We start from the raw sequence: 12,712 nt of genomic DNA on the forward strand, positions 1-12,712 counted from the left end.
TCCTTGCGCCCTGCGCCCGCCGTTCTGAAGCGAAACCAGTTCACAGGCGCAGGCCGGTCTTGGCATCAAACAACTTGGCCCGGTCCATCTCGACCTCGAAGCGGAAGACTGTGCCACCAGGACGCGCGTCCTGAGGCCGGACGCGGGCGATCAGATCCTGCCCGGCGATTTCAAAGACGATCATCGTGTCAGGCCCGGTCGGTTCGTCCACCACCACGGGACGCTCGAATACAAACCGGTCAGGGCCGGGAAGCTGGGTGCCGGCGGCAAAGATCGTCTCGGGGCGCAGGCCAAGCACGATATCGCGCCCCTCGGCCCCTGCCACGCGGTTTGCGATCCGGTCAGGCAGCGGGAAGCGAAGCTGCGTCGGGCCATCGCCGCAAAGAACCGCCATTCCGCCGTCGCGGACCAGCCGACCGGAAAGCATGTTCATTGGCGGCGAGCCCATGAAACCCGCGACGAAAAGGTCAACCGGGTCTTCGTAGACGGTCGCCGGATCTGCAAGCTGGCGAATATGGCCTTCGTCCATTACCGCGATGCGGGTGGCCAGCGTCATCGCCTCGATCTGATCGTGGGTGACGTAGACCACCGTCTTTCCAAGGCGCTGGTGCAGTTTCTTGATCTCGGTCCGCATTTCGATGCGCAGCTTGGCGTCAAGGTTCGACAAGGGTTCGTCGAACAGGAACACCTCGGGTTTTCTGACCAGCGCACGGCCCATCGCCACCCGCTGGCGCTGCCCGCCCGAAAGCTGCCCGGGCTTGCGGTCAAGAAGGTGGCCAATCTGGAGAAGACCCGCGAATTCCTCCAGCGCCGCCGCTTGGGCCGCTTTCGGCACCCGGCGGGTTTCCATCCCGAAGGTGATATTGTCTCGCACGGTCTTGGTGGGGTAAAGCGCGTAGGACTGGAAGACCATCGCGATATCGCGGTCACGCGGCGGCACGTCGTTGACGCGGCGCCCGCCAATCAGGATGTCGCCGGAACTGAGCGTCTCAAGCCCCGCGATCAGGTTCAGAAGGGTAGACTTGCCGCAGCCCGAGGGGCCGACAAGGACGACAAATTCGCCCTGCTCGATCTCCAGATCGATGCCCTTGATGACCTCGGTCGCGCCAAAGCTCTTGCGCACCTCTTTCAGCGTGATCCCCGTCATGCGCTATCCCTTCACCGCACCAGCGGCGAGGCCGCGCACAAACCAGGCGCCCGCCACCACATAGACGGCAAGCGTGGGCAAGGCCGCGATGATCGCGGCGGCCATGTCGACGTTGTATTCCTTTACCCCGGTCGAGGTGTTGACCACGTTGTTCAGCGCCACCGTCACCGGGTTGCTTTCGCCGACCGTGAAGGCAATGCCAAAGAGGAAGTCGTTCCAGATCTGGGTGAATTGCCAGATCACCGTGACGACGATTGCCGGGATCGACATCGGCAGGACGATGCGGAAGAAGATGCCGAAGAACCCCGCCCCGTCGATCTGCGCGGCCTGCACGATGCCACTCGACACGCCGATGAAGAAATTGCGGAAGAACAGCGTGGTGAAGGCCAGCCCGTAGACGGTGTGAACGAAGACAAGGCCAGGGATCGTTCCGGCCAGCCCCAATTCACCAAGCGTCCGGGCCATGGGCAACAGGATCACCTGAAACGGGATGAAAGCGCCAAACAGCATCAGCGCAAAGATCGTGTCAGCGCCGCGAAAGCGCCACTTGGTCAGGGCATAGCCGTTCAGCGCGCCAAGGAAGGTCGAAATCAGGACCGCGGGAACCACCATGAAGACCGAGTTGGCAAAGTAGGGCGCAAGCCCATTGCAGCGCACCCCGACGCAAGCCGAGTTCCATGCCTTGGCCCATGCATCGGTGCTGATCGCACGGGGCGGGGCCAGAAGCGTGCCTTCGCGGATCTCGGCCAGCGATTTCAGCGAGGTCGAGACCATCACGAACAGCGGCACGAGGTAGTAGATGCAGAACAGGCCCAGCACGACGAACAGCAGCACCCGCTGCACGTTCTGCCTCCAGCCCTTTGGCCTGACGATGCCCGATGCCTGTTTCATCTGCGCCGAAGCTCTGAATAAAGGTAGGGGACGATGATGGCGATGACAGTCATCAGCATCATCACGGCACTTGCAGCGGCCAGGCCAAGCTCGCTGCGCTGAAAGGCGAAGGCATACATGAAGGTCGCCGGCATGTCCGTGGCGTAGCCCGGCCCGCCCCCGGTCAGGGCCACCACAAGATCGAAGCTCTTGATCGCGAGGTGGCTCAGGATGATCACCACCGACATCAGGACGGGCCGCATCATCGGCAGCACGATCCGCGCATAAATGCGCAACGGCCCGGCACCATCGATCGCGGCGGCCTTCAGCAGTTCATCATCGACGGAACGCAGACCGGCAAGAAACAACGCCATCGCATAGCCAGAGGATTGCCAGACGCCGGCAATGACCACGGCATAGATCGCGTAATCGGGGTTCACGAGCCAGTCGAAACGGAAACTGTCGAAACCAGCCTGCTGCATCAACCGCTCGACACCAAGGCCGGGGTTCATGATCCATTTCCAGACGGTGCCTGTCACCACGAAGGACAGCGCCATCGGGTAAAGGTAGATCGTGCGGATAACGCCTTCGATGCGGATACGCTGGTCCAGAAGGATGGCAAGCAGCATCCCGATTGCCAGACAAAGGACGACGAAAAGCACCCAGAAGATCACCAGATTCGACAGCGCAACATGCCAGCGCGGGGTACTCCAGAGCCGTTCGTATTGCAGCAATCCGGCGAACTCGTAATTCGGCAGCACGCGCGAGCGGGTGAATGAGATCCACACCGTCCAGAGGATGAAGCCATAGACAAAGACAAGACTTGCCGCAAAGAGCGGCGAGACCACGATCAGCGGTAGCCGCCTTTCCAACGCGCGTCCGAACCTGCTGCTCATCCGGCCCACCCTTGCCATGCTGACGCGCCCGGGGCCGCGAAATCCGGCCCCGGGCCTTGCCTTGTCACATTGCCCGCTGGATCGCCGCGGCAAGCGCGGCTGTCGCATCCTTCGAGGACATGTCAGAGTTGAAGAACGTGGTCACGACGTCCAGGATCTCGCCCCGGACAGAACGCGGGATCGCCATCTCATGCGCCATCGATGGCACCAGCGCACCGGCCTCGGTCGCCTTCAGAAGGTCTTCGTGCGACCGCTTGGCGCAATCGTCGAAGTCGTCAAGCGGCACATCCGTCCGCGCCGGGATCGACCCCTTGGCAAGGTTGAAGGTCTTCTGGAAACCGGGCGACATGATCAGACTGGCCAGCACCTGCTGACCCTTCAGGTTCTCGTCGCCCGCGACCTTGAAGAAGGTGAAGCTGTCCGAGTTCATCACGAAGCCGTCACCCGGTGTCGGAATGCAGTAGAAATCCTTGCCCGGCACCAAGCCTGCGGCCAGAAATTCTCCCTTCGCCCAGTCACCCATGATCTGAAATCCCGCTTCGCCACGGATCACCATGGACGTAGCAAGGTTCCAGTCGCGCCCGGAAAAGCCGTCATCGACAAAGCCGCGCAAGATGCGAAGCTGGTCGAAGGCGGCAACCATCGTGTCCGAGGTCAGCGCATCAGCATCAAGTTCCACCAGCGCCTTGCGGTAGAAATCAGGCCCGCCGACACCCAGCACCACATCCTCGAAGACGGTGGCATCCTGCCAAGGCTGGCCGCCATGAGCCAAGGCCACCAGCCCCGCCGCCTCCAGCTTTTCGGCAGCAGCGTTGAATTCGGCCCAAGTGGTCGGCATCTCGGAAATGCCAGCCTTTTCCAGCGCCACGGGGCTGGCCCAGATCCAGTCCACGCGGTGGATGTTCACGGGCGCTGCGACGTAATTGCCGTCGTATTTCATGATCTCGGCCAGAACCGGAGGCAGGACGCTGTCCCAGTTCTCGGCCGCAGCCACAGCCTGCACGTCGTTCAGCGCACCCTCGGTGGCCCATTCCTGGATGCCGGGGCCTTTCAGCTGCACCGCAGTCGGAGGGTTGCCCGCGACAACACGAGCCCTGAGCGCGGTCATTGCCGCGTCGCCCCCGCCGCCGGCAATCGGGGAATCGATCCACATGCCGCCCTGTGACTCGAACGCGCTTTTCAGCTCTCCCACAGCCTTGGCTTCGCCGCCAGAAGTCCACCAATGCAGCACTTCGACAGTACCTTCTGCATAGGCGTTGCTGGCGCAGACGCTGCCCAGCAAGGCAGCAACGGCCGTCAGTCTTCGAAACTTGGTCATCGTTCTCTCCCTTCAGCAGTGAACTTCTGCGCCAATGCGCATGTCCCGTAGCAATCGCCGGGCCGAAACCAGCAGCAGGCCCTTGATCGGTTCGACCGCGACCGTGCTGCCTTCATCTCTCAGTTTCACATCCACCGCGGTGTCGTTGCATTGATGACCGTCAACGATCGATCCTGCGCTTCAGCCAGTTGGCATTCCCGACCACACCGAAAATGGAGCCAGCCCGTGATGAACACCCCGGAGCTTGTCCGGTTCAGGCGCGCCTTCCTGGCGCTGGCCGTGGTGCGAACGGTCGGTCGGGGCGGTCATCACATCCACAGGTCGCGCAAAGGTTTGCGCATCGCCCATGCAACCTGACGATACTCCCCCGGGCTGATCTGCCGACGCAGCACCGAAAAGACCGCAGCGACAGCCACGTCAGGCTCTGCCAGCGGATCATTTGAGAACGCCTGCGTCACGCGATCAAGGAAATCGTCGACCGACCGCAGCTTGGCGGGCGTCCTTGCCGGAATCCAGCCCTCAAAGAACAATCCGCGAATCAACAGCGGCAACTGTGCGGAAAGGTCCGCCGCTTCGTCTACGGTCAGGAAATCGCGGACCGCATGCAGCGTCTCGCGCAGCAAGAGGTAGGCCCTGCCACGGTCCGGCCAACCCAGATCGTCCTGCAACAGGTTCAGCCATTCGGCCACCACTTGCGGCGCGTGATCGATTGCGGTGATCCCGGTCGTCTTCATGTCGCATCCCCTTTTCCGACCGACCCGGTAACGGGCGGCAAATGGCTGGCGGCCCGGCACCTGTCCGACGGATCAGCGCCCGGCTCCGGCGATAGTGTTGATCCTGGCCGTCCGGACCTCATTGACGAAGGTCAACGGGCCGACTTGCGGGGGTGGGACAGGTTGGCGTCACCCCGTTTCCGGCAGACCAAGGGCGCTTTCAAGGGCCGCACCCGCCTTGGACCTGCTTTCCTGTCGGGTGCCGCCAGCATCGATGGTCACCCAGTTGCGATGCGGTTCGACCTTGCCTGCCAGGGCGAGCTGAGATTTCACCACGGTGGCATCGGCATCGGAAGCATCGCTCTGCCGTGACGCGACACGGTCCAGCAGGATGGTTGGTGGCGCAGTAAGCCAAAGGCCGCAAAAGCGCAGGCCGGAACGCAAGGCAAGCGCTTCGGCAGCGACCCTTTGTGACTCATCCAGAAACGTGGCATCGAGAATGACGCTTCTGCCCGCCGCCAGCAGGTTGGTGGCACGGGCAAACATCCTGTCATAGACCGCGCCGCGCCCGGTCGGCGTATAGTCCAGCTGGCTTGCCTCTGCCTTGCGTTCGGTGTCCGTGCGCAGATGCACCGCACCGGGACAGGGGCCGATCTCTGCCGCCAGATCGCGGGCCAGAACCGTCTTTCCGGTGCCGGAAATTCCACCCACCGCAATCAGCACCGGTTCTGTCGTATCGAGATACCCGACGGCCTGCCTCATGTACTGCGTTGCCTCGCCTGAGGACGCTCCGGCCCGTCCCGTAACCTGATCCGTCTGCAACATCACCATCGCCCGAATGGCGGCGCGGATGGCCATGAACAGCGGCAGCGCCGTCAGTCCGGTATCCTCGGCCCCGATCGCCGCAAGAAGATAGGAGGTCATCGCGGTATTGGCCTGCCGCGCAAGCCCACGATGGCAAAGGTCCATCAGCAGAAAGCCCAGATCGTAAAGCACGTCACAAGTGGCCAGACGTTCGTCAAACTCCAGCGCATCGAACAGCACTGGCTGACCGTCGATCAGCAAGAGGTTGCGAAGATGCAGATCGCCATGCACCCGTTTGACATGCCCATGTGCAGAACGTTCCCGCAGGATCGGGGCGAGGGCGGAAGTCTGTTGCCGCGCCTTGGCAAGAAGCACGTCGATCAGCCCGTTATCGACAAGGCCGGAAAGCGGGGTCAGCACCCGCTCCAACTCGTCAAGGATGTCGCAGACAAGATCATCGCCGCGGTCTTCCCGCACCGGACAGCCGGCGTGGAACTGCTGGACGGCTTGCCCCAACGCCTCGGCCACAGCGTCGGTCAACCTGCCGCTGGCCGCGACCGCTGTCATTTCGCAATCGGCCGCAAATCGATGCATCCGCAAGACCCATTCCACCGGCAGCCCGGGGCCATCCAGTTCAAGACCACCCCCGACGGCCCGCGTCAAAGGCACAACGTCACGATAGATCATCGGGGCGGTTGGCTTGTTCAAGATCAGCTCACGATCCAGAAGTGCGCGGCGCAAGTCGGGCGTCGATTGATCCAGATAGTCATAGCGTACGGCCCGCTTGATCTTGAGCGCGGCATCACCAGCCAGAAACACATGCGCGCAGTGGGTCTGGACGTGGTCAACGGGACCGGGGCCGGAAAACGCCTCGCCTGACCGCAAGAAGGCGATCACTTCATCCTGGGAATTTGCAGCGGTTCTCGACATCCCTGAGACCTTGCCTTCCTGACACAGCGCAGGACGACCATCTGCCCTTTCGGCCGTCACCGCCTTGACTGACGTCAACCTGCGCGCTTCCCGTGCTGGCGATCAGGCCTTGGGAAAGCAGATCGGCCCTGTCCCTTGCAGCCGCATCACCGATTGCTGCGCCAGGCTTCGTTGATCAAGGTCAATGCCGTCCCGTTCCCGCTTTCCTAGACTGATAAAAAGCGGTCCCTTGCCTTGAGAGGCTGCCTTCTTCGGATCTGGGCAAGGAAAAACAAAGGGCATCCGGGATGGCTCGCAAATCATCCAGCCGCGCGGCTGACAAGGAAACTGCGGCCTCGCCTTCGCAACTGGCGGCAACGGATTTGCAGCAGTGCTGCGATCCCTCGCTACTGGACTTTGACGACACGTCAGGCCTTGAACCGCTGCCCGGACTGATTGGTCAGGAACGCGCCTTGGGCGCGATCAGGCTGGCCGCCAGCATCGGGCATTCGGACTTCAACCTGTTCGTTCTTGGGCCGGGCGGCACAGGCAGACATTCTGCCGTGCAGACCCTGCTGGAGGTCGAGGCGGCCAATCGTCCGGTTCCGTCAGACTGGGTCTATGTGAACGATTTCGCCAACCCTGACCGGCCCCGGGCCATTGCCCTGCCACCGGGGACAGCGCGGCCCTTGCAAAAGGCGATGGAAGCGCTTGTCGACGACCTTGCCACTGACATCCCCGCCCTTTTCGAATCCGAGCAATACCAGAACCGCCGAAGCGCCTTTGAACAGCGGCTGGCAACGCGCAAGCAGGATGCCTTTGAAAAGGTGGTGAAGAAGTCGCAAGAGCGGAGCGTGACAATCATGCGCACGCCGATGGGCTTTGCAATCGCAGGCGTGCGCAACGGCGAAGTGATCAAGCCCGATGACTTTGCCAACCTGTCGAACGCAGACCGCAAGGCGATTGAGAATGCTGTCACGCTGACCGAGAAGGATCTCGAAAAGTACCTCAAGTCGATCCCGCGACTGGAAAAGGAACACCGGGCCGCGGTGGCCATGCTGAACGCCGAAATGGCCGAGCAGGCGGTGGATGAGGCATTGGAAAGTGTGTCGGGGGCTTTCGGTGCCATCGAGGCGATCACGCCGCACCTGTCAGCCTTGCGAACCGACCTGATCGAGAACGCCGAGATGTTCCTGCGGGAGGGCAACGGAGGGCAAGAGGGGCCGTTCCCGGTGGCCCGCGCCCGCATTCATGACGAACCGGCGTTTCACCGCTACGCCGTCAACGTGATGGTGTCGAACGATCCCGCCACATCCGCCGGGGCGCCGATCATCACGGAACCGCTGCCATCGCTGTCAAACCTGATCGGCAAGGTTGACCACATTTCAACCATGGGTGCGCTGGTCACGGATTTCACCCTGATCCGGTCGGGTGCGCTGCACCGGGCGAACGGCGGTTATCTGGTCCTTGATGCGACGCGGGTGCTGACCGAACCCCTGGCCTGGGAGGCGCTCAAGCGTTCGCTGGAAACCCGAGCGATCAGGATCAGTTCCGCGGCCGAGATGTTGAGCCTGATCTCGACCAGCACGCTGGACCCAGAACCGATCCCGCTGCAACTGCGGGTGGTGCTGGTCGGCAACGCGTTTCTGCATCTGTTGCTGACCCTGCATGACCCCGATTTCAGCCGCCTGTTCAAACTTGCAGCCGATTTCAGCCATGACATGCCCCGAACCGCGGAAAGCATCGGCCTGTTCGCCCGCATGGTTTCCGGGGCTTGCAAACGCGATGGGCTTCGCCCGGTCGGCCGCGATGGGGTGGCCGCGCTGATCGACATTGCCTCCCGCGCGGCCGAGGATCAGGGACGGATGTCGTTGCGGATCGGGGCGTTGTGGGATCTGTTGCGCGAAGCCGACTTCCTGACTTCGGCCGACGGCAAGTCGGTCATCGACGCCAGCCAGATCGCCGCCGCCCGCGCAGCGGTTGAACATCGCGCGGACCGGGTGCGCGAACGGCTGCAAGACCTCATTCATGAAGGCACTCTGATCGTCGCCACCTCGGGCAGTCAGGTCGGGCAGGCCAACGGGTTGACCGTCACCAACAGCGGCCTTTTCAGCTTTGGCCTGCCTGTGCGCATCACGGCAAGGGTGCGCATGGGCAACGGCAAGGTGATCGACATCGCGCGCGAGGTAAAACTGGGCGGCCCGATCCACTCCAAGGGCGTGCTGATCCTGTCGTCCTACCTTTCCACCCGCTACGCAAGCGACGTGCCACTTTCGCTTTGGGCCAGCCTTGTGTTCGAACAAAGCTATGGCGCGGTCGAAGGCGACAGCGCTTCGGTAGCTGAACTTTGCGCGCTGTTGTCGGCCCTGGCCGGTATCCCGATCTCGCAGTCGCTTGCCATAACCGGGTCGATCAACCAGATGGGCGAGGTTCAGCCGATTGGCGGGGTCAACGAAAAGATCGAGGGCTTTTTCGACACCTGCAAGGCCGCCGGGCTTTCGGGCCAGCAGGGCGTGCTGATCCCCCGCAGGAACGTCAGGAACCTGATGTTGCGCCGAGACGTGATCGACGCCGTGTCGAAGGGCCAGTTCCGCATCTATGCGATAGCGCATGTTGACGAGGCGATGGAGCTGCTGACCGGCCTGGCCGCCGGAACCCGCCGCGGCAACGGAGCGTTCGAGGATGGTTCGGTCAATGCCAATGTCGAAATGCGGCTTCGGGACTTTGCCCACGCCCTGAGGGATTTCATGAAACCGCCGGGCATGGATCAGCTGATCGATCCGGACGAATGACCGAAACCGCTGCCGGGCGCCCTTCCAGACAAATGCATGGTGTCAAGAATGTCGGCTGGAAATGAAGGAGGTGTTGGATGGCTCACAAGGATGTTCTGTTCCGCTCTGCGGCGCGCGAAGCGATCCTGCGCGGCACAACCCAACTGGCCGACACCGTGCGCGTCACCCTTGGGCCACGGTCAAAATCGGTGCTGATCGACCGGAAGTACGGCCCGCCGCTGGTGTGCAATGATGGCGTGACCATCGCCAAGGAATTCGACCTGAAGGACGCCACCGAAAACCTCGGCGTCAGGGTGCTGCGGCAGGCGGCGGAACGGACGGCTGATGTGGTGGGGGACGGCACCAGCACCGCCACGGTTCTGGCGCAGGCGATCTATGCGGACGGTGTGCGCAACGTCGTCGCCGGGGCCAGTGCCATCGACATCAAGCGGGGTCTGGATCGCGGGGCGCTGGTCGCCATTGCGGCGCTGAAAGACCTGTCGCGCCCGGTAAAGTCGCCGCGCGAAAAGGCGCAGGTGGCGACGATCTCTGCGCATAATGACCCCACGATCGGTGATCTGGTCGCCGAAGCGATGGACAGGATCGGCAACGATGGCGTGATCACCGTCGAGGAATCAAAATCGACTGAAACCGTGCTGGACGTGGTCGAAGGCATGCAGTTCGACCGGGGATTCCAGTCTCCCTATTTCATCACCAATCAGGACAAGATGGAGGCAGAGCTTGAAGACTGCCTTGTCCTTCTGTTTGACCGCAAGGTCAATGTGCTGACAGATCTGCTGCCCCTTCTGGAAGAAGTCATCCGCGCCGGGAAATCCTTGCTGGCCGTCACCGAAGACATGGAGGGCGAGGCACTGGCCACCTTCATCGTGAACCAGATTCGCGGCACTTTCCGTTGCTGTGCTGTCAAGGCCCCCGGCTTTGGCGACCGCCGCAAGGACATGCTGCAGGATATCGCCGTCCTGACCGGCGGGCAGGTGATCTCGGCCGATCTTGGGCTGAAGCTGGAAAACGCGAAGATCACCGATCTTGGTCGCGCGCGCCGCGTGGTTGCCGACAAGGATACCACGACAATCATCGGCGGCGGCGGTGAACCCGACAAGATCAAGGCGCGTATCGCCCAGATCCGCACGCAGATCGACAAGACAACCTCGGACTATGACCGGGAAAAGCTGCAAGAACGGCTGGCGAAGCTGGCAGGTGGCGTGGCCGTGATCCGGGTCGGCGCACCGTCTGAATCCGAGATGAAGGCTCGGAAGGATGCGCTTGATGACGCCATCAGCGCCACAAAGGCTGCTGTTGCCGAAGGGATTGTGCCGGGTGGTGGGCTTGCGCTTTTGCGCTGCATCCCGGCGGTGGAAAAGGAGGCCAGCCTTTGCGAAGGCGACGAACGGACCGGACTCTTGATCCTGAAGCACGCCTTGGAAGTGCCGACGCGCCAGATCGCCGAAAACTCTGCGCTGGATGGCGGTGTGGTGGTGGCAAAGATGCTTGAAGGCACAGGCAGCTTCGGCTTTGACGCCTCGGCCAAGCAATATGTCGATCTTGTCGATGCCGGCATCGTTGACCCGACCAAGGTTGTGCGCGTGGCGTTGGAAAATGCGGTTTCGGTGGCATCTGTCCTGTTGCTGACAGAGGCGACCATGACTGATATCCCGGATCCAGACAAACCCGGGCTTGCCAATCCCGCAGATTTCTGACGCGCGCGGGACAGGCTCGCAGATCAAGCTGTGGCTGGCACCCGGCGTCGTGACTTGGTGGTAATCCGGGGGCGTAATCCGGGGGCGTAATCCGGGGGCGAGCGGATTTTGCAGATGTCAGAAGGATCAATGCGTATTTTGACAAGGCTGGCCGTGACGGCAATTCTGGCACTGGGGGACATTCCCGCGGTATTGGCCGACGACATGATGATCGAGGATTTCAAGAAGCAACCGGAAACCCGATGGCGGTTCTTCGCGGATACCGTGATGGGTGGCGTGTCGTCGGGAAGGGTGCGCTTCGTGACCGAAAAAGGCCAGACGCATGCGCTGATGACCGGCCGGGTCAGCACCGAAAACAAAGGCGGTTTCATTCAGATGCAGATGGATCTTCCCGCTCCGCCACCCGAAGGCACCGTCGGTTTGCGGCTGATTGTGCGTGGCAATGATCAGCGTTACTTCGTCCACCTGCGGACCAAAGGCACTGTGCTGCCCTGGCAATATTATCAGGCCGGCTTCGACGTGACGCACGACTGGAACGAGATTCGCCTGCCGTTCGATGCCTTCGTGGCATCGGGCGCGTTGCTGCGCGAGGTGCCACGCGCGAACAGTCTTTTATCGGTCGGCGTCGTCGCGTTTGGCCGCGACCACGACGCCGAGATCAGCGTGCGAGAGGTGGGTTTCTACTGACCCGTGCAGGCGGATCCAGGCGGCCATAGTCACAGGCCGCGGCGGGCGGCCAAGCCGATTACGGCAGACATCCCACGATGTCCCGCCCCTTCATGCAGCGTCAGTTCTTCCTCGATGATCCGAGGCTGATCAAGCATGGCGAATGCGGAACGCAGCAGATCTTCCGTGTAAAGATGCGTCGGATCAGACGGGCCTCCGGTCCGATGGCGCAGTTGATCCGGCGTATATCCCTGAAGCACAAGCCATCCGCCGGGCTTCAGCGCCCGAACCATGCCGTCCCATTTCAAAAGCCGGTCTGCGGGCGTGCTGAACTGGCTGAAGATATCAACCACCAGATCAAAGGCGGCCGGTGGGTAGTCCCACGCATGTACATCGGCCAGAACGAGGTCCAAGGATACACCACGCCGGGCCGCCAATGCCGCCGCCTTGCGCTGCGCCACATCGGAAAAGTCCAGCGAGACCACCTCCCAGCCCTGCTCCGCCAACCAGACGCCGCTTCGGCCCTCACCATCGGCCACACAAAGTGCGCGCCCGGGGGCAAGGGCTGCGGCCTGGGTCCGCAGAAAGGCGTTCGGAGCTTCGCCAAACAGGTAGTCATCGGTGTCGAAACGGGCGTTCCACCGCGCGAGATCAGGACGGGTCATCTGGGATCGGACTCTGGGTTGAACATGGATTAGCGGGATGTTTCGGCAAGGCGACGGGGCGCTGCCGCCTTGCCGAAACGCGACCGCGGGGATCAGCCCCGCAGCGGGCGGGACGGTGTGGGACCGTCTCGATTCAGTATCTTTTCGTCTTCCTTCAATTCCAGCCACATCGCGTTCATCACGGCAAAGATCGCGGCCAGCGGAAGCCCAAGGATCCAGGCGAAATACCACATGA

Annotated in this window: 11 protein-coding genes; 3 read left to right on the forward strand and 8 right to left on the reverse strand. The window is 62.3% G+C overall.

Going from position 1 to position 12,712, the window contains the following annotated elements:
* Positions 1-40 precede the first annotated feature (40 nt).
* The 6 genes from ugpC to QUV21_RS06130 form a co-directional block, all read right to left on the reverse strand.
* Complete coding sequence (ugpC, locus tag QUV21_RS06105) at positions 41-1,147, reverse strand: sn-glycerol-3-phosphate ABC transporter ATP-binding protein UgpC (RefSeq protein WP_300853740.1); 1,107 nt, start codon at positions 1,145-1,147, stop codon at positions 41-43.
* Between the two features lie 3 nt (positions 1,148-1,150).
* Positions 1,151-2,038: a carbohydrate ABC transporter permease gene (locus QUV21_RS06110; protein ID WP_300853741.1), complete on the reverse strand. Its 888-nt coding sequence runs from the start codon at positions 2,036-2,038 to the stop codon at positions 1,151-1,153.
* Positions 2,035-2,913 carry a sugar ABC transporter permease gene (locus QUV21_RS06115; protein ID WP_300853742.1) on the reverse strand — a complete coding sequence of 293 codons (879 nt, stop codon included), beginning with the start codon at positions 2,911-2,913 and terminating at the stop codon, positions 2,035-2,037. Before QUV21_RS06115 ends, QUV21_RS06110 begins: the two co-directional genes overlap by 4 nt.
* A gap of 64 nt (positions 2,914-2,977) precedes the next feature.
* Positions 2,978-4,231, reverse strand: a complete 1,254-nt coding sequence (locus QUV21_RS06120) for an ABC transporter substrate-binding protein (protein WP_300853743.1) — start codon at positions 4,229-4,231, stop codon at positions 2,978-2,980.
* 308 nt (positions 4,232-4,539) lie between these two features.
* A complete protein-coding gene (locus QUV21_RS06125; protein ID WP_300853744.1) occupies positions 4,540-4,965 on the reverse strand; it encodes a DUF2267 domain-containing protein in 426 nt (141 codons plus the stop codon).
* Between the two features lie 168 nt (positions 4,966-5,133).
* On the reverse strand, positions 5,134-6,678 hold the full coding sequence (locus tag QUV21_RS06130) for an AAA family ATPase (protein ID WP_300853745.1): 1,545 nt from the start codon (positions 6,676-6,678) through the stop codon (positions 5,134-5,136).
* Between the two features lie 287 nt (positions 6,679-6,965).
* On the opposite strand from QUV21_RS06130, the gene QUV21_RS06135 reads away from it, so the two are divergent.
* The 3 genes from QUV21_RS06135 to QUV21_RS06145 all read left to right on the forward strand — a co-directional run bounded on the left by QUV21_RS06135 (position 6,966) and on the right by QUV21_RS06145 (position 11,833).
* The gene (locus tag QUV21_RS06135; protein ID WP_300853746.1) at positions 6,966-9,449 is read left to right on the forward strand and encodes a Lon protease family protein; all 2,484 of its coding nucleotides are present in this window, start codon (positions 6,966-6,968) and stop codon (positions 9,447-9,449) included.
* A gap of 77 nt (positions 9,450-9,526) precedes the next feature.
* A complete protein-coding gene (groL, locus tag QUV21_RS06140; protein WP_300853747.1) occupies positions 9,527-11,146 on the forward strand; it encodes a chaperonin GroEL in 1,620 nt (539 codons plus the stop codon).
* 153 nt (positions 11,147-11,299) lie between these two features.
* Positions 11,300-11,833 (forward strand): CIA30 family protein, encoded by a 534-nt coding sequence (locus QUV21_RS06145; RefSeq protein ID WP_300853748.1) that lies wholly within the window; start codon positions 11,300-11,302, stop codon positions 11,831-11,833.
* A 29-nt stretch (positions 11,834-11,862) separates the two neighbouring features.
* On the opposite strand, the gene QUV21_RS06150 is transcribed toward QUV21_RS06145, so the two are convergent.
* Entirely contained in the window at positions 11,863-12,477 is a 615-nt protein-coding gene (locus QUV21_RS06150; protein WP_300853749.1) for a class I SAM-dependent methyltransferase, read from the reverse strand.
* Positions 12,478-12,569: 92 nt separating this feature from the next.
* The gene (cydX, locus tag QUV21_RS06155; protein WP_300853750.1) at positions 12,570-12,710 is read right to left on the reverse strand and encodes a cytochrome bd-I oxidase subunit CydX; all 141 of its coding nucleotides are present in this window, start codon (positions 12,708-12,710) and stop codon (positions 12,570-12,572) included.
* Positions 12,711-12,712: the final 2 nt, after the last annotated feature.

The sequence above is a fragment of the Tabrizicola sp. genome (genome assembly GCF_030373185.1).
Lineage (GTDB): Bacteria > Pseudomonadota > Alphaproteobacteria > Rhodobacterales > Rhodobacteraceae > Tabrizicola.

Excerpts from the sequence above, each read along its gene's own strand:
- QUV21_RS06120 (WP_300853743.1), bottom strand. The coding sequence starts at position 4,231 with ATGACCAAGTTTCGAAGACTGACGGCCGTTGCTGCCTTGCTGGGCAGC.
- QUV21_RS06115 (WP_300853742.1), bottom strand. The coding sequence starts at position 2,913 with ATGAGCAGCAGGTTCGGACGCGCGTTGGAAAGGCGGCTACCGCTGATC.
- QUV21_RS06125 (WP_300853744.1), bottom strand. The coding sequence starts at position 4,965 with ATGAAGACGACCGGGATCACCGCAATCGATCACGCGCCGCAAGTGGTG.
- cydX (WP_300853750.1), bottom strand. The coding sequence starts at position 12,710 with ATGTGGTATTTCGCCTGGATCCTTGGGCTTCCGCTGGCCGCGATCTTT.
- ugpC (WP_300853740.1), bottom strand. The coding sequence starts at position 1,147 with ATGACGGGGATCACGCTGAAAGAGGTGCGCAAGAGCTTTGGCGCGACC.
- QUV21_RS06135 (WP_300853746.1), top strand. The coding sequence starts at position 6,966 with ATGGCTCGCAAATCATCCAGCCGCGCGGCTGACAAGGAAACTGCGGCC.
- QUV21_RS06150 (WP_300853749.1), bottom strand. The coding sequence starts at position 12,477 with ATGACCCGTCCTGATCTCGCGCGGTGGAACGCCCGTTTCGACACCGAT.
- groL (WP_300853747.1), top strand. The coding sequence starts at position 9,527 with ATGGCTCACAAGGATGTTCTGTTCCGCTCTGCGGCGCGCGAAGCGATC.
- QUV21_RS06110 (WP_300853741.1), bottom strand. The coding sequence starts at position 2,038 with ATGAAACAGGCATCGGGCATCGTCAGGCCAAAGGGCTGGAGGCAGAAC.
- QUV21_RS06130 (WP_300853745.1), bottom strand. The coding sequence starts at position 6,678 with ATGTCGAGAACCGCTGCAAATTCCCAGGATGAAGTGATCGCCTTCTTG.